Consider the following 22,310-nt stretch of genomic DNA (forward strand, 5'->3'; position numbering starts at 1 on the left):
CGCCATGGCTTCCAGCCTCCCCCTCACGAGGCCATGGCGGGGCATGCGCTAGACTTCCAGCGTTTCCCCGCAGGCAACGCGCATGTCTTCCCAACTCCCCGATCCGAGCGCGGAAGAACGCGCCCATTCCGACCGACTCTTGGCACGCGTGCGCGAGGAAATCGCCGCGCATGGCCCCATGCCGTTCGCCCAGTACATGGAGCGTTGTCTCTATGCCCCCGGCCTTGGCTACTACAGCGCGGGCAAGACCAAGTTTGGCGAAGCGGGTGATTTCATCACCGCGCCGGAATTGGGTGACCTGTTTGCGCGGTGCGTCGTCAACGCCGTGTATCCCGTGATCCAGATGCTGGGCGACGCCGTCGATTTTCTCGAGCTGGGCGGTGGCAGTGGCGCCTTTGCCGAAGCGGCACTCAAGGCCTTTGCGGCGCAGGGCGCCATGCCGCGCCGCTATTACATTCTCGAACCCAGTGCCGATTTGCGTGAACGCCAGCGCGATCGCCTGGCCGAGGCGCTTCCTTCGGAACTGTTTGCGCACGTGCTGTGGCTGGATCGCCCGCCGGAGCAGGAGTGGCAGGGCGTGCTGTTTGCCAACGAGGTCATCGACGCGTTGCCCACCACGCGTTTCGCGATGCGCGCCGGCGAAGTCTACGAAGAGTACGTCACGCTGGACGGCGAAGGCCGCCTGATGCGCGTGGATCGTCCGGCCGATGCGCTGGTCTCCGGCGCAGTAAGGCATGTCGAGCGCGATCTCGGGGAAGAGTTTCCCGAAGGTTATCGCTCGGAAATCCTTCCGCAGCTGCCGTACTGGATACAAGCCGTTGCGGGCACGCTGACGGCCGGCATGATGCTGTTTGCCGACTACGGCTACGTGCGCCGCGAGTTCTACCTGCCGGAGCGCAACGACGGCACGCTGCGCGCGTTCTACCGCCACCGCGCGCACAGCGATCCCTTGTATTTGCCGGGACTCAACGACCTCACCGCATCGGTCGATTTCACAGCGCTTGCCGAAGCCGGCAACGGTGCCGGCTTCGGCGTGGCGGGCTACATGCCGCAGGCACAGTTCCTGATCGGCAGCGGCTTGCAGGACATCTTTGGCGTGGCGTACGAAAGCGCACCGGACGAGGCAGCGCGTTACGCACTCGCCCAGCAGGTGAAGAAGCTCACGCTGCCCGATCAGATGGGCGAGCGTTTCCAGGTCATGCTGTTCGCACGCGGCATGGATGTATTGCCGCTGCCCGCGGAGTTGCTGGAAGCGGATCAGGGCGACCGACTTTAAGGCGCAGTTCCATGGCTCGAACCGCTGCCCTTCACGCAAGCTGGCAGTGGTCGCGCGCGGTGCATGGACGGCTATTTTCGAGAGCTGCGTTCGCGGGCGCGGAGCGCGGCATCGACCATGGCCAGCGGATGAAACGACAAGGTGACTGTCTGCTCTCCTGCGGGAACGCAGATGGCGCTGAACATGCCGTTGGCGCGATGAATGGCCAGCGGCACGCCGTTGGCCCGTGCCTGCCATCCCGGAAAATCGAGCTGGCTCACCACCAGCCAGCCCGGTCCTTCGGAAGCGGAAGAGTGGACCGTGATGTGCGTGGGCGTGGCGTCCGTTGCCTCTGCCTGTAGCGCGTGCCGGCATTGGATGGCGTCGCGTCTTGCCTGCTGGCGGTCGTCTTCGTCGCGGGGCGTAAGCCAGAAGTCCTTGCGGAAATCCGTGGCTGTGAACGCTGCCGGATCAGGATCGCCAGCCGTCTCGCGCATGTTCACCGGCGTGAGCAGACGAGGGTAGGCGCGCGTGTTGTGCCACACCTCCCAGGTGCGGTCGCCATGCACGCGTTCATATCCCAGGGGTGGCGTCCATGGTTGGTACGACGCCGACGCATCGCGCACGACGTAGTCCACGCCGAGCAGGTTGGCCATCGCACTGTCGGGCCCGGTGTTGTAGGGCGTGTTGATGCGCGGCAAGTTGCCATTGTCGCGGGCGCCGTACCAGTGGTCGTACAACGCATACCGCAAGGGGTTGTAGCCCTGGGTGGATTGCAGGCCGCGCAGGACGACAAGATTGTCCCAGTACACCCAGGCGCCGATGGGTTCGATGCGCTGTGGCAAAACCTTGCTGGTCCCGGGTTGCGCCCGCTGGTAAGACGCAATGGGGTCGCGCAGGAACGAGCGCGCACTGTCGCGCTGTTCGGTGAAGCTGCCATTGAGGTTGTAGCTGCGGTAGTCGACGACCAGCACGATGAGCATCCACGCCACGACGCGTCGCGCGCCATGGTGTTTGCGTGCCAGGTCGCAGCAGGCCAGCGCGGCCACGATGACGGCGCCGATGGACGCGGCATGCCAGTGCCCGTTTGCATCGCGCAGCCCCAGGCTGGCCGCGAAGAGAAGGATCAGGGCAATCACCAGCAGCCGGATGGGCGTACGTCGATCCTGCAGGTCGATATGCGTAGCGGAAAGTCCCACCGCCACCGCCAACGCCAGGTTGAGCAGGTACGCCGCGTCTGACGGACGGCGAAAGAAGTGCATGCCCGGCACGTTGTCGAACAGCCACGGATAGATGGGCGAATGCAGGCCGAGCGAATAGAGAAATGCCACCCCGCCTGCCACGCCAAAGAACGCCAGCTGCCGTCGTTGCCCAGGTTGACGCCACGCACGCGGAAGCCCGAACAAAAGCAGCAGCGGCAGTGCGCCGATGTAGAAATAGGCCTCAATGCGTGGAGCGGTTCCCGCGGGCGTTCCCGCCAGCGCCTTGAGCGCGTTGGGATAGAGGAAGGTCAAGGCATCGGCGACACGCAGTGACCCATCGGCGGATGCGTCCACGGGCAGCGCGGCCCGGTTGGACAACGTCGTAAAGGCAAGCGTGAAAAGCAGCTGGGGAAGCCCAAGCGCAGCGGCAACGACGGCACCAAGCGCGACGCCACGCAACCAGCGCCATCGAGTCGTGCGATCGTAACCGGACCAATGGTTCGTGGTGGCGAATACGCCGTAGGCAGCCAGCAAGGGTATGAGCAGATACGTCAGCTGCACCAGTTGCGTCAGCAGGGCGCCGACGGCCACGCCCAGCAGTGCACCGCGCCGCCATGTCGGCGCGGCGAGGAAATACGCGATGGTCCACAGCGCCACCGGCGCATAGGCATAGGCCAGAACGATGGGCACGTGCTCCATGCGGGACGCTGCGACGCCACCGCCCATGAAGACCAATGCCCCCATCAGGCTGCCGAAAGCCGAGCCACCCCATTGGCGCAACAGCGCCAGCATCGCGGTCGCGCCAAGCAGCATGTGCAGCAGCACGGCCCAGGCGAACCAGGTGGCGCCGGGCGACGAAGGAAGCAGCATCCACGCCATCATCAGCGGCGAGAACAACATGCCTTGCGGGTCCGCAATCTGCGGATAGCCCGCGTAGATGGACGGATTCCACCAGGGGGCAACGCCGTGGTGAAGGCTGTGCGCGTTGAAGAAGACGGTGGGATAGAACTCGTCCATCGCGTCCCACGGCAGCACGCGATGACCGATCAACAGCGGAAGGTAAAGCACTACCCAGGCGGCAAGCAGCACGCCGAACAAGCGGCGAAACGGTGTGCAATCCAGGCGATATGACTCGTCCATGTCGACGGCGCTCAGGCTGAAGCGTCGCGCCGCCACCATGGAGGCACGTTGGGGCTAGTTTACCGGCTTGCTGTCATCCGGCCGCTTCACCAGCTGCCCGTGCTTGAACAGCGACGCGGCGACCTGGTAGTAAGCCGTGGCATCGTCCACCTGGGTCTGGTTGATCGGCGAGTTGGGTACGGCGTCGCCGTTGTGGAAGTCGGGCTTCACCTGTTCCAGCTTGCGCTGCGGCTCCAGCACCGTGAGCACATCGCCACGCAGGTAGCCGAGCTTCTCGTAGGTGGCCGGGAAGGCGCGTTCGCGGCCCGGTTCCAGCTGGAAGATGTCGGCGCCGAAGAAGCGGCTGCGGTAGCTGAAATTGAGCAGGCCCATCACGGTCGGGATGATGTCGATCTGCGCCATCTGCCGCGACACGCGCTGCGGCGGGATGTTCTTCGGCGAATAGATCCACAGCGGAATGTGGTAGCGGTTGATCGGCACGCTGCTGCGGCCCGCGCTGGAGGCACAGTGGTCGGCGGTGATCACGAACACGGTGTTGTCGAAGTACGGCTTGCCTTCGGCACGCTTCAGGAAATCGGCGATGGACCAGTCCGTATACGCCACGGCCGCTTCGCGCGTGCCGTTCTTCTGCGGCACGCGGTTGGCAGGCACCGTGAAGGGGCGATGGTTGGACGTGGTCATGATGTGCAGGAAGAACGGCTTGCCCTGCGCATTGGCCTCGTCCATCTGCTTGAGTGCCAGCGTGTAGAGATCTTCGTCGGCCACGCCCCACACGTTCTCGTGGTGGATCGTCTCGCCCTTGGCAATATCGTTGCGGTCCACTGCGCGATAGCCGTTGTGCGAGAAGAAGTAGTTCATGTTGTCGAAGTAGCCGTAGCCACCGTAGACAAAGTCGGACTGGTAGCCGCGGTCGTTGAACACGTTGGCGGCGGAGAACAGGTTTTCGTTGTTGTGCGCCTTCACGATGGAGTCGCCCGGGGTGGGCGGCACCGACAGCGACAAGGCCTCCAGGCCACGCACCGTGCGGGTGCCGTTGGCGTAGAGGTTGTCGAAGAACATGCTCTTGTCGATCAGCGCATCAAGGTTGGGCGTGATGTTGCCGCGCTTGTCGCTGAACTCGGAAAGGAAATCGGCCGACAGGCTTTCCACGCTGATCAGCACCACGTTGAGGTGCTTCTCCGGACCGGCATGGCGAATCTCGCGGGTCAGGTCATGCGGATCGTCGCTGACATAGGTGGCTTCCGGCGTCTTCACCAGCTCGCGCACGCGCTTGAATGCCTCGTCGTCCGGCAGGGTGCGGTAGAAGCGCGAGTAATCCAGGTGGCTGCTGCGGAAGGCGGCGAAGAACTCGTACACGCCGTTGCCCGAGACTTCGTTCACGTAGGCGTTGTCGGTGCGGTCCTTGAAGGTGCCCTTGATGCCGATGGCCGTGACCACCGTCACCAGCAACCACACCAGCACGACCTTGCTGCGCTGGCCGAAGCGGGTGCCGCCATCGCGTGCCTGCAAGCCGCTACGGCTCAGCCACACGACCACCAGGGTGGCGGCGGCCAGCAGGGTGATCCAGGTGCCCAGTGGGTAGGACTCGCGGATATTGCCGATCACTTCGGTGGTGTAGACCAGGTAGTCCACCGCGATGAAGTTGAAGCGGGTGCCGAACTCGGCCCAGAAGGTGAGTTCCGAGGCGGCGACGAACAACAGGCCGAACAACAGCACGGTGCCGCCGACATACAGCAGCCATTGACCGAGCCGCGACACATAGAGGCGCGTGGGCACCAGCCACAGGTAGAGCAACAGCGGCCAGGCCAGGTAGACGAAGGCGATCAGGTCGTAGCTCAGGCCCACGCCGAAGCCGTAGGCCCAGTACAGCGGGTTGTGCGGCACGCCGCTGCCCGACATGAAGAGCAGCACGATGCGCGTCAGCGCGCCGATCAGCACATAGCTGATGGCGAGCCACCACAAGGGGCGGAACCGCTGGCGCAGCGGCGTGGTCGGCGGGTTCACAGTCGGCACGGATGACTCCGGAAAAGCTGAAGACGAGGCACGGCCGGTCGAGGGCCTGGTGGCAAACGTCCGCGTTCATGTACGTATCCAGCCCCCAGGGCCGGGCGCGCATGTCGGGCCGCGTACCTTACTTGCAAAAGGCTTTCATATTCCTTTGTTGATGCAAATGTACGTGCGAATCAGGCTCCAGGCTGGCGCAACGCAGCAATGGCGGCCACGCGCGCTGCCGTCATGGCTTCGCCAATGGCTGGCCCTTGCAGGCCTTCGGCAACGAAGCGCTCCGCGCGCACGGCCGCTGCCGCATCGCAGGCGCGCTGCAGGTAACCGGCCTGTGGATAGGCATCGTCGGCATGGCCCAGGCGTCCGCGCTTGTCGGCCTCGCAGGCGGCCAGGAACAGCGACAGGCGCTCCGGCCGGCGCAGTGCATCCAGCGACGTCAGTATTCGCAGCACGGTGGCGGGCTTCAATTCGAAGGCGCGATGCGCGTTCAAATGTTCACGGCACACCTGTTCGGCGAGGGCCGCGTGTTCGGTGGGCACTTTCAGTCGCGCCACGAGGCGGCGCAGCGGCTCCACGCCCCCATGCTCGTGACCGATATGGCGCGGTAGCACATCGGCCGGCGTGAGCGCCTTGCCGAGATCGTGGGTGAGCGCGCAGAAGCCGACCACGTCGTTGCCGGGCGCGATGCGTGCGGCCATGTCCAGCACCATTTCCACGTGCACGCCGGTGTCCACCTCCGGATGAAACTCGGCACGCTGCGGCACGCCGTAGAGCGCGTCTACTTCCGGGAACAGCACGGCGAGCGCGCCCGATTCGCGCAGCACGCGCAGAAAAGCCGATGGCTGCGCTTCGCCCAGCGCCTTGCGCGTTTCCTGCCAGACGCGTTCGGGCACCAGATGATCGACTTCCCCATTGCGCACCATCTGCTGCATCAACGCCATGGTGTCGGGTGCCACGGTGAAACCCAGCGGGGCAAAGCGCGCGGCAAAACGTGCAACGCGCAACAAACGCACGGGGTCTTCCACGAAGGCGGGCGAGACATGGCGTAGCAAGCGTTGTTCGAGATCGCGCGCCCCGTGGAAGGGATCGACCAGGTGCCCGTCCTCGCCCTCGGCCATCGCGTTGATGGTGAGGTCGCGACGTGCCAGATCTTCTTCCAGCGTTACCGCCGGATCGGCGTGAAAGGCAAAGCCATGGTAGCCGTGACCTGTCTTTCGCTCCGTGCGTGCCAGCGCGTATTCCTCGCCGGTGTCGGGATGCAGGAAGACGGGAAAGTCCTTGCCCACGGGGCGAAAGCCTTTGTCCAGCATGTCCTCGGGACGTGCGCCAACGACCACGTGGTCGTGGTCGCTGACCGGGCGACCCAGCAGTTTGTCGCGGACCGCGCCGCCGACGAGATAAATGCGCATGACGGGAATTCTGCCACGGCTCAACCAACCGGGTACCTGTGGGAGCGTACCCTGTGCGCGACGGTGTCACTGGCACCGGGCAGTCGCGCACAGGGTGCGCTCCCACAAAAGGTCAGGGCGGGACTCAGCGGCTCGAAACGCGCGCGGCATCCAGCCGTCGCTGGCGCGCCGGCTGCTTGAGCAACACCGGCAGCCAACCCGCCAGCGGCTGGGGCGTGATGCCCAGCGACGCATAGCCATCCACCTTGCCCACGGAATCCGTACGCAACGAACGGAAGTTGTCCAGCGAGAACGGCTTGCCGGGAAGCAGCTGCGCCACCTGCGCCTGCAGGCGGCCCAGGCTGTCGGGCAGCGGGATGATGGGCGTGCGCACGCCCATGGTGTCGCGGATCATGTGCACGATCTCGCCCAGCGTCAGTACGTCAGGGCCATAGAGTTCGAACGTAGTGTCGATGCCGAGCCTGTCGTCGCCGATGCAGCGCGCCATGGCTTCGGCGACATCGCCCGTCCAGGTGGGTGCCATGCGCGAGGAAGCACGCGCGAGCGGCAACGCGGGCATCTGCCGCAGCAGCTGCGCAAAGCGATCCACCAGGCCGCCACCAGCGCCGAACATCACGCTGGGCTGGTAGATGGTCCAGTCCAGCGAGGATCGACGCACGAACGCTTCTGCTTCGCCCTTGCTCTTGAGGTACTGCGACAGGCCCTGACCTGCCTTGAGCGCGCTCATGTGATGCAGGCGCGACACGTTGGCAGCCTGGCAGGCGCCAAGCACGCGCTGCGCCAGATCCACGTGCGCATGCTGGAACGTCTGCTCGCCGAAGGCATTGAGGATGCCGACGAGGTTGATCACCGCATCGGCGCCGTCGAACTGCCGGCGCAGGGCATTGGCGTCATAGACGTCCACGCTGCGCACGCTCACGCCCGGCAGCACGCCAAGCGCGCGCGCCCGCTCGCGATTGCGCGAAAGCACGCGAATGCGATGGCCGTCCCTCACCAGGCGCGGCAGCAGATGCGAGCCCACGAAGCCGCTGCCACCCAGTACCACCAGTTGTTTTGCTTTTGCTGTCACTCGTTTCGTTCCTTCAACGTGCGCTGGCGCTACCCGCCGTGGCCGGCGTCGCGACACTGCTGGCCGGCGCGGCGGTGGCACCTTCGGCAGGCGCCGGTGTCGTTACCGCCGGGCATGTCACCAGCTTACGTTCGCTGCGGCTGTCGGGCAGCGTATAGGTCTGTCCGATGGGCGTCAGGCGCTGCGACAGCGTTACCGCATTGCCGTGCTGGCGCCAGTCGTAGATCACGGCGAAGGACATCACGCGCGCCACGTATTCGCGGGTTTCCTTGTACGGAATGGTGGCGACGAACAGGTCCGGCGGCAGTGAGCCGCGTGCTTCCAGCCATTGGTCCACTTTGCCCGGGCCGGCGTTGTAGGCCGCGCTGGCCAGCCAGGGTGCGCCGTTGAAGCGGTTGGCCATCTGCGCGAGATAGCGCGTGCCAAGGATGATGTTGGTGATCGGGTCATACAGCGAATCGCCACCCGTCCACGTCACGCCGTTGCGCTTGGCCACCAGTGCGGCGGTGGACGGCAGCAGCTGCATCAGGCCGCGCGCATCCGCACCGGAACGCGCGTCGGTCATCCATGCGCTTTCCGCGCGAAGAATGGCGTAGGCCCAGGAAGGATCGATACCGGCTTCTTCCGCCTGCGGCACCACGCCATCCTGGCTGGCGAGCGGAAAACGCTGCTCGTAGTAACGCAACGCATCACCGGTGTTGAAGGTGAACACCGCGCGGTCGTACCAGCCGCGGCGATAAGCCAGGTCTACGGCCAGCTTCATGGTTTCCGCATCGGCACCATCCAGCGCTTGCGTCCATTCGCGGCGTGCCTGTTTCGGCAGGCCCACGGCGTAGAGTTCGAACGCGCGCAACAAACCCTGGTTGGCGAGCAGCGCGTTTTCACGCTGCGGGTTGCCCTTCAGCGTGATCTGGCAGATGCCATATGGCGCGTTGATGCGATCGGCGGCGAGAAACCCGAAGAAAGTGGGCTCGCTGGCGAGGCTGGTGAGTACCTGCTGCGCATCGGCGGCGTGCCCGGTTTCCGCAAGCGCACGCGCGCGGAACCAGCGCCACTCGCCATCCTGCTGTTGCGTGGCGGGCATGGCATTGATGGCTGCGAGCACCGCATTCCAGTCCTGCTGCGCAAGGGCGGCACGCACGCGCCATTCGCGGCTGGTATCCGTCTGCACGGAGGGCGGCAGGGCGATAAGGCGCGCAAGTGCGCTGGAGTCGTAGTCGGTGGCGTGGAACAGCGCCAGCGCGTACATCACGCGGTTGCGCTGTTCGGGCGTGAACGCGAAGCGATCCTGCAGCTTCTGCCAGGCGATATCGGCGGTCACGGACTGCCGCCGTGCAAGCTTCTCCAGCGCCAGCGTGGCAGCCTGCCGGCTGCGCGGCGAATCAGGCCACTGGTTGGCCGCGACCACGGCCGCACCCGGATCGCTCAATGCCGACGCGATGCGTCGTGCGGATTCGCCTTGATCGGCCGGCAGCCATCCGGCCATGGCATTGATGGTGCCGGGCTGGCCGGCGTCGGCTGCGCGATCGATGCGGTCCCACAGGCGCGCTTCGGTAAGCAGGCCCTGGTCGTGCGCTGCACCCAGCACGGGATCACATGCGCCCGGCAGCTTGGGCTTGGCCCACAGCGCGGCGAGGTCGCGATCGAAATCGAGCTGCGCGCCCTTGCTCAGCTGTGCCTGCAACGCGTTGCAGGTGAGGGCATCACCAAGCCCGGGCTGATACATCGCAAGGAAGTTGTCCCAGTCCTGACGACGTGCCAGTTCGGTGAGAAAGTCGCGGCGCAGATCGCTGGCGGACAGCAGGCCCGGATAGCGCTTGAGGTAGTCCTCCACTTGCGGCCGCTGAACCTGGCGGATGTCGTGCGTCAGCGCGGTCGCTTCCAGATAGGGATACAGGGGGTAGTCCTGCAGCCCACTCGCCAGCGAACGCCAGCCATCACCGCCTTGCAGTGCCGCTGCATAGGCTTGCTTGAACGCAGTGCGTTGCGCTTCCGTGGGTTCGGCGGCAACGGCCGCGCCGGCCAGCCACAGGCCGGCGACCATGATGAGCAAGCGTCGGGCGATGCGCCGCGGTGCTGCATGCAGGGACATGACTACTCCTTGTGCCAATACCGACGCAGTGATTGTTCGCGGCTCCGCGGGGGCGGCGCGCTGCGCGGGACTGGGCAGTCTGGCCAATCCCCGCTGAGCGTGACGTGAAACCTCATGCGAGCCGAATCCGCGCATGCCGAAGGCGACCTGCCTGCCGAGGCGCGCCTGTTAGAATCGGCAACCCATGAGCGCCGCATCCGGCGCCCCGAGCCACGCTCCCAGGAAGCGCATGTCGCCAACGTCTTCGCCATCTTCCCGCATTGTGCCTGTTGCATGGCTGGTGCTCGTCCTGGCAGCGCTGTGGGGCGCGCAGTGGTGGTGGCAGATCGGACGTCCGGTGCCGCTGGAGGATGCGCCCAGCGCGCGCATCGCCTGCGTGTCGTACGCACCGTTCCGCAAGCCCGGCGAAACACCGCTCGATCCGCATGCGTTCGTCAGCCCCGAGCGCATCGACGCGGATCTGAAGGCCCTGTCCGAACGATTCGATTGCGTCCGCACGTACTCGCAAAGTTTCGGTCTCAACGCGGTGCCGGGCATCGCGCAGAAATACGGCATGAAGGTGCTCATGGGCATCTGGCTGGGGCGCGACAAGGATTTGAACGATCGCGAAGTGGCGATGGGCATTGCCACGGCGAAAGCGCATCCGGACGTACTGCGCGGCGTGATCGTAGGCAATGAAGTACTGCTGCGTGGCGAGCAGTCGCCCAAGGCCATCACGGGTTACCTCACGCAGGTGCGCGACGCGATACGCGATACGCATGTGCCGGTGACCTATGCCGACGTATGGGAATTCTGGCTGCGTTATCCGCAGATGGCCGACGCTGTTGACTACATCACCATCCACATCCTGCCGTACTGGGAAGACGAACCGGTGGCGCCGGAGTACGCGATCAAGCACGTCGCGAATGTGTATGCCCACGTGAAAGAGAGCTTTCCCGGCCGCGCGGTGATGATCGGCGAAACCGGCTGGCCCAGCGAAGGTCGCCCGCGTCGCCAGGCCAGCGCGAGCCTGGTGAACGAAGCGCGCTACCTGCGCGAGTTCCTGCGGTACGCCGGCAGCGTGGACATGCCGTACAACGTGATTGAAGCCTTCGCTCAACCGTGGAAGCGTGCGCAGGAAGGCACGGTGGGCGGTTACTGGGGCATCTTCGACGTCAACGCGCGCCCCAAGTTCAGCATGCAGGGCCCGGTGGTCGAAGAGCCGAACTGGATCAACGGCTGGTATGCCGGTGCGGCGGGCCTGGTGCTGTTTTCGCTGCTGGGTTTCTGGCGTCGCGATCTGGCCAACACGCGCAGTCGCCTGGCGCTGGCACTCGCCGGCTTTGGTACGGGCACGTCGATCGCGTGGCAGGGCCGCCGCATGATCTTCGATTGCCGCAACGAGGCGGAATGGATTTTCACCATCCTGCTGTGCGTCATCGCAACACTCACCGCGCTTTACCTTGCGCGTCGCGTGGCGGCACGCCTGGCCGGCGCGGCGTTGCAGCTGCCGGATCGCCGCCTGCGTTTTGGCTGGATGTTCGGCCTGGCGTTCTACGGTTTGCTGATGGTCTTCGACGGCCGCTATCGCGACTTCCCGCTCGGCCTGTTCTGGCCGCCGGCGCTGGGTTTCCTGCTGGCATCGTTGCTGGAAACGCGTGACCACTGCGTGGTCCCCATCATCGAGGAACGCTTCATGGCCTGGGTGTTGCCGCTGCTCGCCGCCGTGGTGGTGGCACAAGAGGCAGGGCTCAACCCGTCGACGTGGCTATGGCTGGGCGTGAGCTTCGCGTCCGCCGGCTCGGTGATGATCGAGTGGCGTCGTGCGCATCGACTGTACGCGCACCAGGCGCAGGCAGCCCACCAGTAAGGCGAATGCGCCCGGCGCGAAGCAATACAGCACCAGCGCCACCACGCCCGTCGCCGCCGAAAGCCACGCGGTGAACGGGTGCTTGCGGAACAGCGCCAAGGCGGCAGCGGCCAGGGCCACCCAACCGTAGATGCCCATCTGATAGCCGAAGATGGGTGCAAGGATGAAGCCCAGCACCACGGTGTGCCGCACATCGCAGGCCATGCTCTTGGCGGTGTCGCACGCGTGCGCGACGTCGGCCGATTCGACCAGGCCATAACGCAGCACGCAAACCGCTGCGCCGATCAGGATCAGCGACAGCCAGGGAAGGGTCAGGGAAAGTGCTCGTTTCATCGGCGCATGCGGGCAGGGCGTGGGGCGATATGGCTCGGAAGACGAATCTCGGCCGCTATCGGCAGGTGGTCGGAGAAAGCTTGCGGCAGCGCCCACACCTTGTCGACCTGGAGTTTCTCGGACGTCAGGATGTGGTCCAGTGCGCGGCGCGGCTTCCAGCTCGGAAACGTGGGCGTGGACTGGTCGGGCGGAACGAGGCTCGATCTGGAAAACAGGTGCTTCATTTCCGCGCTGCGGATTTCGGTGTTGAGATCGCCCATCAACACCGCGTGCGGATAGTCCTGCAGCACTTCGGCGATGAAGCCGAGTTGCTTGGCGCGCGCCGGTGCACTCAGCGAGAGATGGGCAATCATCACCGCCAGCGCGTCCGCGCCTTCACCGAAGCGCGCGAGCAATGCGCCGCGGCCGGGAATGCGGCTGGGCAGCGGGTAGTCGAGCACGCTGCTGGGTTCCAGTCGGCTGATCAGCCCGTTGGCCGAATGCGCCAGCCTGGCCATCGGGCGATTGGGCTGATGGCTCCAGAACGGCATGCCCGCCGCTTCGGCGAGGTAGCGTGTCTGGTTGAGAAAACCCGAGCGCAGGCTGCCGGCATCGGCTTCCTGCAGTCCGATCACGTCGAACTGCGGCAGCACCTCGGCGAGGCGATCAAGGTTGTCCAGCTTGCTGCGGCCAGGCAGCACCGCGTTGATGCTGCGGGTGACGTACTCGCTGTAACGCTGCACGCTGGCACCCGCGAGGATGTTGCAGCTCAGCAGTCGCAGGCGGCGCTCGGTGGCAGCAGGAGCGGGGGAAGGGGTTTCTGCGCGATTCATCGGGCGGGCAGGTTAGTCGCAAAAGGGTGAACGCCGCCATCGCGGCGGCGTATCCCGAGAGGATGCCCGGTCAGTTGTGAACGCCGGGAAAGTTCCTGCGCCCGCCGGGGCTTACTTGCCGCCGGCCAGTTCGCGCTTGGCCAGCCACTGCGTGACAGCGGCCAGCTCGTCCAGCGTCTTCACATTGGCCGTGCGGTACTTGCCGTCAATCACCAGCGTCGGCGTGCCATCCACCTGCCAGGCCTGCACCAGCTGTGCATCCTTGCGGATCTGCTGGGTCACCTCGTCGGAGCTGGCGATGCGCATGAAGTCGTCGCGCTTCACGCCGTGTGCGGCGTAGAAATCGGCGAGCTCATCGAGCGTGGAGATCGGGTAGTGATCTTCGAACTTGGCCTTGAACAGCGCCAGGTGCGTCTGCTCCACGGCGCCCAGCTTCTCGGCGGCGTAGTAGGCGCGCGCGAACGGCACCCACTGGTCGTTGAAGGCAGCCGGCAGCAGCTTGAACTTCACGCCCGCCGGCAGCTGCTTGCGCATCTGGTCAGCGACGGGCGCGAAGTGCGCGCAATGGATGCAGCCATAGGAGAACACTTCGACCACTTCCACCTTGCCGTCATTGCTGAGGCGATGGTTGGGGGCCGGCAGCGTCACGTACTCGTTGCCATCGGTGTACGGCGCGGCGTTGCCGGTGTCGGTGGCTGTGCAGGCACTGGCCAGCATCAGGCCGGCGATCAGGCCGAAGGCACGAAAGGAAGCAAAACGCTTGAACATGGAATGGGACTCGTCGGGTGGCGTGTGATGGCGTGGGGAGCGGCTTACTTGCCGGCTGCTTCCTTGGCCACCAGCCACTTCGCGAGTTCGACAGCCTGCTCGTAGCCGCCTGCCGAACGTGCGGTGAAACGGTACTTGCCGTTGACCACGATGGTCGGCGTCTCTTCCACGCCATAGGCCTTCATCAGGTCATCGGAGCGCTTGACCTTGGTGTTGATGGCGAAGGAGTTGGCCACGGCCACGAATTCCTTCGGATCGGCGCCGAACTTGGCGTACACCTTGGCGGCGTCGTCGATGGTGGGCAGTGCCGACATGGGCTTGAGGTTGTTGCCCTGCATGGCGGTCAGTTCCTGCGACTTCCACACGGCGTCGTACATGGCGTCGTTGGCCTTGTCGGCCACGCCCAGCGCCTGCGCGGTCAGGAACGCACGCTGCAGCATCGGCCAGTTTTCCTGCGGCATGAAGGCGGCCGGCAGGTAGGCGACGGCGGCGTCGGCCGGCAGTTCCTGCACCAGCTTGTTCATGGTGGGGTGAAACGCGTTGCAGGCCGGGCAGCCGTAGGAGAATACCTCGGCTACTTCGATCTTGTCGGTATTGCTGACCTTGGCCTGCGCCGGTTCGATGCGGAAGTACTGCTTGCCTTCCACCCACTTGCCATCGTCCACGAACGGCGTGGCCGGTGCGGCGGGAGCGGCGGGAGCCTGCGCGGTGGTGCTGGCAGCGGCCGGGGCGGCCGTGGCAGCTGCAGCCGGCGCAGCGGCCGTGGAAGCCGGCGTCGGCTGCGCGGCCGGAGCGGTGGCGGCAGGCGCGGGCGCCGGCTGAGGAGCCTGGCTGGCGTTGTCGTTGTTGTTGCTGCAGGCGGCAAGCGCGAGCAGGGCGGTGCACAGGAACGACAGACGCTTCATGGGGATCCTCAAATACTCAACTGGACTCGGAGCGAACACGCCGGCCCGCGGCCGGCGTATCCAAAGACATTACTTGGCGGCAGAAGTGCCTGCGCCTTCGGCGGCGTGCAAGCCTTCGACGTAACTGGCCACGGCGGCGATGTCCTTCTCGTCCAGCTTCTTGGCGATGCCCGGCATGATCTGCGCATGGGCGTCCTCGCCCCAGACCGTGCCGTCGTGCCATGCCTTGAGCGTGGCTTCGATGTATTGCGCATGCTGGCTGGTGAGCTGCGGGTACATGGCACCCGGATTGCCGCGGCCATCGATGCTGTGGCACGCCATGCAGGCCGGCACGCCCTTCGTGGTGTCGCCCTGGCGATAGAGCTGCTCGCCGCGCTCGACCAGCGCCTGGTCGGCAACGCCCGGCAGCGCCGACTTGCTGGCGAAATAAGCGCCAATGTCATGCATGTCCTGTTCGGACAGCGGCGCGGCCATGCCCAGCATGATCGGGTTCTGGCGCTTGCCGGACTTGAAGTTCTCGAGCTGGTGGGCGATGTACGCCTCGCTCTGGCCAGCCAGCTTGGGGTACTGCGGATCGGTGGAGTTGCCGTCCATGCCGTGGCAGGCGCCGCAGACGGCGGCCTTGCCCTGGCCAGCGGTGGCGTCGCCCGGCTTGACGGCGGCGGTGGCCTCAGCCGGCTTGGCGGCCTGTTCAGTGGCGGCAGGAGCTGCGGCGGCGGGCGCCGGGGCGGCGGAAGCAGGTTTGGCGGCGGTGGTCGCAGGGGCGGGGCTCTTGGCCTCCTGGGCGAAAACCGCGCCGGAAGAAAGCGCAACGGCGAGGACTACGGCATAACGAACTACAGCGGGCCGGAAACCGGCGGGCCGAAAACTCATACACTTGTCTCCCGAAAAACTGCTATGGCTGCACGGTCCGCGCTGGCCAGCACGTCCGCAACTGGCAGAAACTACCGGATTATCTCTGCGCCACCATAGCCGGTCAAACCATGTCCAATCCATTGCAAGGCGCCCAGTTCGTACTGGCTGCCCACCGAATTTCACAGCTTCCGACCGACACCGGCGCGGAGGTGGCGTTTGCTGGTCGCTCCAATGCCGGCAAGTCGAGCGCGCTCAACACGTTGACCGCGCATCGCGGTCTTGCGCGCACTTCGAAGACACCGGGACGAACGCAGCAGATGGTGGCATTTTCGCTGCCGCCGCTGCCCCAGGGCGAGGGCCAGGCGCCGTTGCAGGCGCGGCTCATTGACCTACCCGGCTATGGCTACGCCAAGGTGCCCGAGGAATTGCGCGCGCACTGGAAGAGCGAAATCGACGCCTACCTGCATCGCCGCGAAAGCCTGCGCGGCATCGTGCTGATCGCCGATATCCGCCATCCGCTGAAGGAATTCGACCGGATGATGCTGGAGTTCTGCTTCGCCACGCACCTGCCTTGCCACGTGTTGCTGACCAAGGCGGACAAATTGTCGCGGGGGCAGGCGGCGCAGGCGTTGGCCGCGTTGCGCAAGGAGCTGGTGGCCAGCAGCACGCAGGCCACCGTGCAGGTGTTTTCCTCGCAGGCAGCGACCGGCGTGGAAGAAGCGCGGAACATGGTGATGACCCTGCTCAACACGCCGCGGCAGTAAGGCCGGCGGACGATTCCGCCTCCCGGCCCGTTCGGCGCAACGCACCACCGGGAGACGTCCGTGGATCGCACGACCATCCATGCCTATGACGACGCGGCGGCCGCGTTCGCCGCCGAGTGGCGCAGCCAGCCAGCACCCGTCGACATGTACGCGTTGCTGGAACGCTTCTTCGTGCCCGGTGGCCGCACGGCTGACATCGGCTGCGGTGCGGGGCGCGATGTGCACTGGTTGAACGGGCACGGTTTTGCCGCCGTGGGTTATGACGCCTCGCCAGGCTTGCTGGCCGAAGCGCGCACCGCGTATCCAAACTATGCGTTCCACCCTGCGGCGTTGCCGGAACTCGACGGCGTGGCGAATGGCGCTTTCGACAACGTCCTGTGCGAGACGGTGATCATGCATCTGCCTGGCGGGCAGATCACGGCAGCATGTCGCCGATTGCTGGACCTGCTGATACCTGGCGGCGTGCTCTACCTGAGCTGGCGCGTGGCGTCCGACACGCTGTCCGAACGCGACAGCCATGGCCGGCTGTATGCGTCATTCGACGCGCGGCTGGTCGAGGACGGCCTTCGCGGCGTCGACATCCTGCTGGACGTCGACACGCTCAACCAGTCCTCGGGAAAACGCGTGCGACGCATCGTGGCACGTCGCACTTAAGCTGCTTCAGCGCTTGTCGACGGCTGCCATGAACACGGCGCACAGCGCCTCCATGCCGGCGCGGTCTTCGTCGTCGAAGCGCGCGACGGAGGGGCTGTCCACGTCCCACACGCCAAACAGGCTGCCGTCGGCACGCACCAGCGGCACCACGATTTCCGATTGCGAGGCGGCATCGCAGGCGATGTGTCCGTCGAATTCGTGCACGTCGCGCACCACTTGCGTCTGGCGTGTCTGCGCCGCCGTGCCGCACACGCCGCGACCGAGGGCGATGCGGATGCAGGCGGGCTTGCCCTGGAACGGTCCCACGACCAGCTCCGTGCCGTCGTAGAGATAGAACCCGCTCCAGTTGAAATCCGGCAGGCTGTGATAGACCAGCGCGGCGAAATTCGCGGCGTTGGCGATCGTGTCCGGCTCGCCTTCCAGCAGGCCACGCGCCTGTTCGCACAGGTCGTCGTACTGTTCGCGCTTGCTGGCGTAGGCCTGCGTCTTCACTTCATACATGGATGGCATCCTCTGGAGCGTGGCCGGCTCCGCCGTGGGTGGCGGTGGGGAAGGGCCGGCGACCGCAAAGGCCGTATTATGCGCCTGCAAGGCGCCGCCGGGATGCCGCCAACAGGGGATGGCCCATGTCGACACTGTTCATCGCCGGTACCGATACCGGTATCGGGAAAACCCATGCCACGTGCACGCTGCTGCACTTCTTGCGCGGACGTGGCAATCACGCGTGCGGCATGAAGCCCGTAGCCAGTGGTTGCGTGGAAACGCCCGAAGGCCTGCGCAACGACGACGCGCTGGCGCTGCAGGCGGCCAGCAGTGCGCCGATGCCGTACGAGTGGATCAATCCCATGGCACTGCGCGAACCGCTGTCGCCGCATCTGGCGGCGGCGCACGAGGGCGTGGAAATCCGCCTCGCTCCGCTCTATGAGGCTTTCGAGCGATTGCGCGGCATGCATGACGACGTGCTGGTGGAAGGCGTGGGTGGCTGGCTGGTGCCCTTGTCACGCAGCCTGCTCGCGTCGGACATTGCACGTCAGTGGCAGTTGCCGGTGGTGCTGGTGGTCGGCCTTCGGCTGGGCTGCATCAACCATGCGCTGCTCTCGGCGCGTGCCATCGCCACCGATGGTTGCCGCCTGGTGGGCTGGATCGGCAATCGCATCGATCCGGACATGGCCGCGGTGGAAGAGAACATCGAAACCCTGCGACACCAGTTGCCCGCGCCGTGCCTTGGCATTCTTCCGCACGGCGTGCCGCCGCACGAGGCAGCGGCTCACCTCGATCTCACGCTGCTCTTGGAATGACATTCACGCGATGCGTGCTTGGATGTGCGTATCGCCAGCAGGAAATCACGGTCATGCGCAGCCATTACTACCTCTCCATCGCCGACCTCGCGCATGCGCGCGGCCCTGTCCCCACGCTGAGCTACAACGGCGCCGGTCCGAACGATCTTGCTGCTGCGGTGCAGGACGCCATGCGCAATCCCGACCTGTTCGAACGCTGGCGCGCCATGCAGGACGAACCGGACGACGTCGATCCTTCGCTGGGCGTGGTCGATCCGCAGGCCACGGCCAGTGCGCGCGTGGACGACCTGCGTACGGACATGGACCTGATCACCGACCTGCCCATGAGCATCGTGCGGCAGCGGCTGAACCTGTTGATCGGCAACAGCTGGCAATTGCGCGACATGCGCAAGGCCTGACGCCACCGTTCCCTGGAGGCAGCGCACCCCGAGCGCGACAGGCGTCGCCTCATGCTGCACCCGCGCAAAACCCGCGGGTATAGCCTGAGGGCCCAGTACTTCCAGCCCTTGGCACTCTCGCCTGCGTATGGGTAGTCTCAGGGTCCGTTTGTCACGTTTCCATGGGGAACCCCGATGCTTCGTCTCCGCACGCTTGTCATAGCCACGTCCATTGCGCTCGCCGCCTGCTCGCAGCAGTCGAACGAGCAGGCCGCCGCGCCCGCGCCGTCCAGCACCGCGCCGGCTCCGGCCTCCACGGCCGCTGCGCCCCAGGCCAATGCCGTCAACCCGTTCCTGCAGCCGAGCACGCTGCCGTTCCAGGCGCCGCCGTTCGACAAGATCACCGATGCCGACTACAAGCCGGCCTTCGAGCAGGGCATGAAGGAGCATCTGGACGAGATCAACAAGATCGCCGACAACCCGGAAGCGCCGACCTTCGAGAACACCTTCATCCCGATGGAAAAGTCGGGCCAGCTGCTGAGCCGCGTGATGCACGCGTTCGACGCCGTCAGCGGTGCCAACACCGACGACGAGTTGCAGAAGCTGCAGGAAGAAGAAGCGCCGAAGTTCGCCGAGCACCAGGACGCCATCGTGATGAACGAGAAGCTGTTCGCGCGCATCGAGACGATCTACAACCAGCGCGATTCGCTCAAGCTCGATCCGGAATCCAAGCGCCTGGTCGAAGTGACCTACAAGAACTTCGTGCACGGCGGCGCCAAGCTGTCGGCCGCCGACAAGGCCAAGCTGAAGGACCTCAACAAGGAAGAGTCCTCGCTCAGCACGCAGTTCACCAACAAGCTGCTCGCTGCCACCAAGGCCGGCGCGCTGGTGGTGGACGACAAGGCCAAGCTCGATGGTCTTTCCGACGGTGATGTCGCTGCCGCCGTGGAAGCCGCCAAGGCCCGCAAGCTCGATGGCAAGTGGGTGATCCCGCTGCAGAACACCACGCAGCAGCCGGCACTGGAAGGCCTGAACGACCGCGCCGTGCGCGAAGAGCTGTTCAAGTCGTCGTGGGATCGCGCCGAGAAGGGCGACGCCAACGACACGCGCGACCTGATCGCCCGCATCGCACAGATCCGCGCACAGCAGGCCAAGCTGCTCGGCTACCCGAACTACGGTGCGTGGAAGCTGGAAGACCAGATGGCCAAGACGCCGGAAGCGGCGATCGGCTTCATGGACAAGCTGGCACCGGCCGCCACCGCGCGCGCTGCCCGCGAGGCCAAGGACATCCAGGACGTGATCGACCAGCAGAAGGGCGGCTTCAAGGTCGAGGCATGGGACTGGGAGCACTACTCCGAGCAGGTGCGCAAGGCCAAGTACGATCTCGACGAATCGCAGATCAAGCCATACTTCGAACTGGACAACGTGCTGCAGAACGGCGTGTTCTACGCCGCCAACCAGCTCTACGGCCTGACCTTCAAGGAGCGCAAGGACATCCCCGTCTGGCAGCCTGACGTGCGCGTGTTCGAAGTGTTCGACAAGGACGGCACCTCCATGGCGCTGTTCTATTGCGACTACTTCAAGCGCGACAACAAGAACGGCGGCGCGTGGATGAGCAACCTGGTCGACCAGTCCAAGCTCATGGGCACCAAGCCGGTGATCTTCAACGTGGCCAACTTCACCAAGCCCGCTCCGGGCCAGCCGGCGCTGCTGTCGTTCGACGACGTGATCACCATGTTCCACGAGTTCGGCCACGGCCTGCACGGCATCTTTGCCGACACGCAGTATCCGAGCCTGTCGGGCGCCGCCACCGCGCGCGACTTCGTGGAATTCCCGTCGCAGTTCAACGAGCACTGGGCGACCGATCCGAAGGTCTTCGCCAACTACGCGAAGAACTACAAGACCGGCGAGCCGATGCCGGCCGAACTGGTCGAGAAGATCAAGAAGTCCAAGACCTTCAACAAGGGCTACGACATGACCGAACTGGTCGGCGCCGCCCTGCTCGACATGAGCTGGCACAGCCTGTCGGCCGATGCGCCGAAGCAGGACCCGGACAAGTTCGAGATGGACGCGCTCACCAAGGCCAAGATCAACCTGAGCTACGTGCCGCCGCGCTATCGCTCCAGCTACTTCCAGCACATCTGGGGTAACGGCTACGCCGCCGGTTACTACGCCTACCTGTGGACGGAAATGCTGGCTGACGACGCCTTCCAGGGCTTCGTCGACAAGGGCGGCCTGACCCGCGAAAACGGTGATCGCTTCCGCGCGATGATCCTCTCGCAGGGCAATACGCAGGACCTGGCCACCATGTACAAGAACTGGCGCGGCAAGGACCCGAGCATCGAACCGATGCTGCTGAACCGTGGCCTGAAGGAAGGCTCGCAGAAGAAGTAAGTCTTCTGCGCAGACAGGAAAAAGGGCCGGCATTGCCGGCCCTTTTTTTATGTCGCCCGCCAGGCTGCTGTCGGCAGGCGAACTTGAAGTTGAGACCGTGCAGCGCCATGTGTTCCAACGACGGGCTGGTGCAGTCGGGTGCAAGGAAAGCAGCGCGATCACCGCGCCTCAACCGCAGGGAAATGTCATGCCACGTATTGCATGGATCGTATGGTTCCTGGCGTCGATGCTCTTTTCGTCGACGGCTGCGTCAGCCGGGTCACGACAAGGTTGCGCACCGTTGCAGGGATTCGAAGCAACAGCTTCCGCACAAGTGGTGATATTCGGCGATTTCCACGGTACGGAGCAGCCGCCGGCGATCTTCGCGAACGCGGCTTGCCTGTTTGCCCGCGATCTGGGCGACGCGCGGGGAGTGATAGGCATTGAGCTGCCCGAATCGTTCAACGCGTACTTCGACCAGGTGACGCCGGAAAACCGCGAAGCCTTATGGACACGGATTCAGGCCGACCCGTTCTGGGATGAATTCAAGGATGGTCGACACGGTGCGGCCATGCTTGAGATGGTGAGAGCCTTGCTGGACGTCACGACGGCATCGCCCGGGCGCATTCGCCTGCTCGCCGTTGCGCGGCAACCTATCGATGCCGAGGGTGCATCGTTGTTCGTGGAGACCATGAAGTCGTTCGATGCACGTCGCGGGCTGGTTTTCATAGGCAATGCCCATGCGCGCTTGATGGGCATGCCGGGCATGCAAGGGTCGCCGTTTGCCGCGAATGTCAAAGGCTCCGGGTTGACGGTGATTTCCCTCAACATCAAGCCAGGCAAGGGCACAGGGTGGTTTTGCACACCGCAATGCGCGTCGAAACGGCTTCCGGTGTTTTCGCCTGAAGGCGATGACGTTCATGTCGTGATGGATTCACCGGCGACACGAGAACCGTGGGACGGCTATTACTACGTCCCCGAGCTGACGCTGTCGCATGCCGTGCGCAAGGCGACGCCTTGAGAGTGCGTGGGAGCGTCTGATTCGTTTGGCCATCCATTTGTCGGTCGTCTGACGTGAGCAGCTTTCGGGCATCCTTGTCGCAAAATCTCGCCAAGCCCTAGACGCGCACTTCACAAATGAGATAGATTCT

General features: G+C 65.1%; 19 protein-coding genes. 8 read left to right on the forward strand and 11 right to left on the reverse strand.

The window, feature by feature from the left end; translation table 11 throughout:
• Positions 1-82 precede the first annotated feature (82 nt).
• Complete coding sequence (locus tag DK366_RS00785; RefSeq protein ID WP_109123611.1) at positions 83-1,276, forward strand: SAM-dependent methyltransferase; 1,194 nt, start codon at positions 83-85, stop codon at positions 1,274-1,276.
• A 71-nt stretch (positions 1,277-1,347) separates the two neighbouring features.
• Here DK366_RS00785 and DK366_RS00790 read toward each other — a convergent pair whose 3' ends face one another.
• The 5 genes from DK366_RS00790 to DK366_RS00810 form a co-directional block, all read right to left on the reverse strand.
• Positions 1,348-3,636, reverse strand: a complete 2,289-nt coding sequence (locus DK366_RS00790; protein WP_109123612.1) for a YfhO family protein — start codon at positions 3,634-3,636, stop codon at positions 1,348-1,350.
• Between the two features lie 15 nt (positions 3,637-3,651).
• Positions 3,652-5,610 (reverse strand): alkaline phosphatase family protein, encoded by a 1,959-nt coding sequence (locus DK366_RS00795; RefSeq protein ID WP_109123613.1) that lies wholly within the window; start codon positions 5,608-5,610, stop codon positions 3,652-3,654.
• Between the two features lie 170 nt (positions 5,611-5,780).
• Positions 5,781-7,010: a multifunctional CCA addition/repair protein gene (locus tag DK366_RS00800; RefSeq protein ID WP_109123614.1), complete on the reverse strand. Its 1,230-nt coding sequence runs from the start codon at positions 7,008-7,010 to the stop codon at positions 5,781-5,783.
• A 124-nt stretch (positions 7,011-7,134) separates the two neighbouring features.
• Complete coding sequence (locus DK366_RS00805) at positions 7,135-8,079, reverse strand: complex I NDUFA9 subunit family protein (RefSeq protein WP_109123615.1); 945 nt, start codon at positions 8,077-8,079, stop codon at positions 7,135-7,137.
• A 13-nt stretch (positions 8,080-8,092) separates the two neighbouring features.
• Positions 8,093-10,171, reverse strand: a complete 2,079-nt coding sequence (locus tag DK366_RS00810) for a transglycosylase SLT domain-containing protein (protein WP_109123616.1) — start codon at positions 10,169-10,171, stop codon at positions 8,093-8,095.
• 229 nt (positions 10,172-10,400) lie between these two features.
• Here DK366_RS00810 and DK366_RS00815 point away from each other — a divergent pair, with 229 nt between their 5' ends.
• The gene (locus DK366_RS00815; RefSeq protein ID WP_109123617.1) at positions 10,401-12,020 is read left to right on the forward strand and encodes a glycoside hydrolase family 17; all 1,620 of its coding nucleotides are present in this window, start codon (positions 10,401-10,403) and stop codon (positions 12,018-12,020) included.
• Here DK366_RS00815 and DK366_RS00820 read toward each other — a convergent pair.
• From DK366_RS00820 to DK366_RS00845, 5 genes are all read right to left on the reverse strand, one after another.
• Positions 11,919-12,353 (reverse strand): hypothetical protein, encoded by a 435-nt coding sequence (locus DK366_RS00820; protein WP_109123618.1) that lies wholly within the window; start codon positions 12,351-12,353, stop codon positions 11,919-11,921. The two genes, DK366_RS00815 and DK366_RS00820, sit on opposite strands and share 102 nt — an antisense overlap.
• The gene (locus DK366_RS00825; protein ID WP_109123619.1) at positions 12,350-13,165 is read right to left on the reverse strand and encodes an endonuclease/exonuclease/phosphatase family protein; all 816 of its coding nucleotides are present in this window, start codon (positions 13,163-13,165) and stop codon (positions 12,350-12,352) included. The genes DK366_RS00820 and DK366_RS00825 overlap by 4 nt, the downstream gene beginning before the upstream one ends.
• 111 nt (positions 13,166-13,276) lie before the next feature.
• The gene (locus tag DK366_RS00830; RefSeq protein ID WP_109123620.1) at positions 13,277-13,933 is read right to left on the reverse strand and encodes a thiol:disulfide interchange protein DsbA/DsbL; all 657 of its coding nucleotides are present in this window, start codon (positions 13,931-13,933) and stop codon (positions 13,277-13,279) included.
• Between the two features lie 44 nt (positions 13,934-13,977).
• Positions 13,978-14,838, reverse strand: a complete 861-nt coding sequence (locus DK366_RS00835) for a thiol:disulfide interchange protein DsbA/DsbL (protein ID WP_198651374.1) — start codon at positions 14,836-14,838, stop codon at positions 13,978-13,980.
• A gap of 69 nt (positions 14,839-14,907) precedes the next feature.
• The gene (locus DK366_RS00845) at positions 14,908-15,711 is read right to left on the reverse strand and encodes a c-type cytochrome (RefSeq protein ID WP_109123622.1); all 804 of its coding nucleotides are present in this window, start codon (positions 15,709-15,711) and stop codon (positions 14,908-14,910) included.
• A 110-nt stretch (positions 15,712-15,821) separates the two neighbouring features.
• Between DK366_RS00845 and yihA the strand changes: the two genes are divergently transcribed.
• The gene (gene yihA, locus DK366_RS00850) at positions 15,822-16,457 is read left to right on the forward strand and encodes a ribosome biogenesis GTP-binding protein YihA/YsxC (RefSeq protein WP_109123623.1); all 636 of its coding nucleotides are present in this window, start codon (positions 15,822-15,824) and stop codon (positions 16,455-16,457) included.
• 60 nt (positions 16,458-16,517) lie between these two features.
• On the forward strand, positions 16,518-17,111 hold the full coding sequence (locus tag DK366_RS00855; protein ID WP_109123624.1) for a class I SAM-dependent methyltransferase: 594 nt from the start codon (positions 16,518-16,520) through the stop codon (positions 17,109-17,111).
• 6 nt (positions 17,112-17,117) lie between these two features.
• Here the strand turns inward: DK366_RS00855 and DK366_RS00860 are convergent, their stop codons facing one another.
• Complete coding sequence (locus tag DK366_RS00860) at positions 17,118-17,612, reverse strand: GAF domain-containing protein (RefSeq protein ID WP_109123625.1); 495 nt, start codon at positions 17,610-17,612, stop codon at positions 17,118-17,120.
• Positions 17,613-17,737: 125 nt separating this feature from the next.
• On the opposite strand from DK366_RS00860, the gene bioD reads away from it, so the two are divergent.
• The 4 genes from bioD to DK366_RS00880 all read left to right on the forward strand — a co-directional run bounded on the left by bioD (position 17,738) and on the right by DK366_RS00880 (position 22,180).
• Positions 17,738-18,409 (forward strand): dethiobiotin synthase, encoded by a 672-nt coding sequence (bioD, locus tag DK366_RS00865; RefSeq protein ID WP_109123626.1) that lies wholly within the window; start codon positions 17,738-17,740, stop codon positions 18,407-18,409.
• A 53-nt stretch (positions 18,410-18,462) separates the two neighbouring features.
• On the forward strand, positions 18,463-18,807 hold the full coding sequence (locus DK366_RS00870) for a hypothetical protein (protein WP_109123898.1): 345 nt from the start codon (positions 18,463-18,465) through the stop codon (positions 18,805-18,807).
• A 174-nt stretch (positions 18,808-18,981) separates the two neighbouring features.
• Entirely contained in the window at positions 18,982-21,180 is a 2,199-nt protein-coding gene (gene dcp, locus DK366_RS00875) for a peptidyl-dipeptidase Dcp (protein ID WP_109123627.1), read from the forward strand.
• 187 nt (positions 21,181-21,367) lie between these two features.
• The gene (locus DK366_RS00880) at positions 21,368-22,180 is read left to right on the forward strand and encodes a hypothetical protein (protein ID WP_157956416.1); all 813 of its coding nucleotides are present in this window, start codon (positions 21,368-21,370) and stop codon (positions 22,178-22,180) included.
• Positions 22,181-22,310 lie beyond the last annotated feature (130 nt).

This window comes from Dyella sp. C11 (assembly GCF_003121485.1).
GTDB lineage: Bacteria > Pseudomonadota > Gammaproteobacteria > Xanthomonadales > Rhodanobacteraceae > Dyella.

What these genes read in the sequence shown, in the direction of transcription:
- DK366_RS00800 (WP_109123614.1), bottom strand. Translation starts at nt 7,010, where the DNA reads ATGCGCATTTATCTCGTCGGCGGCGCGGTCCGCGACAAACTGCTGGGT.
- DK366_RS00790 (WP_109123612.1), bottom strand. Translation starts at nt 3,636, where the DNA reads ATGGTGGCGGCGCGACGCTTCAGCCTGAGCGCCGTCGACATGGACGAG.
- DK366_RS00860 (WP_109123625.1), bottom strand. Translation starts at nt 17,612, where the DNA reads ATGTATGAAGTGAAGACGCAGGCCTACGCCAGCAAGCGCGAACAGTAC.
- DK366_RS00845 (WP_109123622.1), bottom strand. Translation starts at nt 15,711, where the DNA reads ATGAGTTTTCGGCCCGCCGGTTTCCGGCCCGCTGTAGTTCGTTATGCC.
- DK366_RS00785 (WP_109123611.1), top strand. Translation starts at nt 83, where the DNA reads ATGTCTTCCCAACTCCCCGATCCGAGCGCGGAAGAACGCGCCCATTCC.
- DK366_RS00825 (WP_109123619.1), bottom strand. Translation starts at nt 13,165, where the DNA reads ATGAATCGCGCAGAAACCCCTTCCCCCGCTCCTGCTGCCACCGAGCGC.
- DK366_RS00870 (WP_109123898.1), top strand. Translation starts at nt 18,463, where the DNA reads ATGCGCAGCCATTACTACCTCTCCATCGCCGACCTCGCGCATGCGCGC.
- DK366_RS00880 (WP_157956416.1), top strand. Translation starts at nt 21,368, where the DNA reads ATGCCACGTATTGCATGGATCGTATGGTTCCTGGCGTCGATGCTCTTT.
- DK366_RS00815 (WP_109123617.1), top strand. Translation starts at nt 10,401, where the DNA reads ATGTCGCCAACGTCTTCGCCATCTTCCCGCATTGTGCCTGTTGCATGG.
- yihA (WP_109123623.1), top strand. Translation starts at nt 15,822, where the DNA reads ATGTCCAATCCATTGCAAGGCGCCCAGTTCGTACTGGCTGCCCACCGA.
- dcp (WP_109123627.1), top strand. Translation starts at nt 18,982, where the DNA reads ATGCTTCGTCTCCGCACGCTTGTCATAGCCACGTCCATTGCGCTCGCC.
- bioD (WP_109123626.1), top strand. Translation starts at nt 17,738, where the DNA reads ATGTCGACACTGTTCATCGCCGGTACCGATACCGGTATCGGGAAAACC.
- DK366_RS00810 (WP_109123616.1), bottom strand. Translation starts at nt 10,171, where the DNA reads ATGTCCCTGCATGCAGCACCGCGGCGCATCGCCCGACGCTTGCTCATC.
- DK366_RS00835 (WP_198651374.1), bottom strand. Translation starts at nt 14,838, where the DNA reads ATGAAGCGTCTGTCGTTCCTGTGCACCGCCCTGCTCGCGCTTGCCGCC.
- DK366_RS00820 (WP_109123618.1), bottom strand. Translation starts at nt 12,353, where the DNA reads ATGAAACGAGCACTTTCCCTGACCCTTCCCTGGCTGTCGCTGATCCTG.
- DK366_RS00830 (WP_109123620.1), bottom strand. Translation starts at nt 13,933, where the DNA reads ATGTTCAAGCGTTTTGCTTCCTTTCGTGCCTTCGGCCTGATCGCCGGC.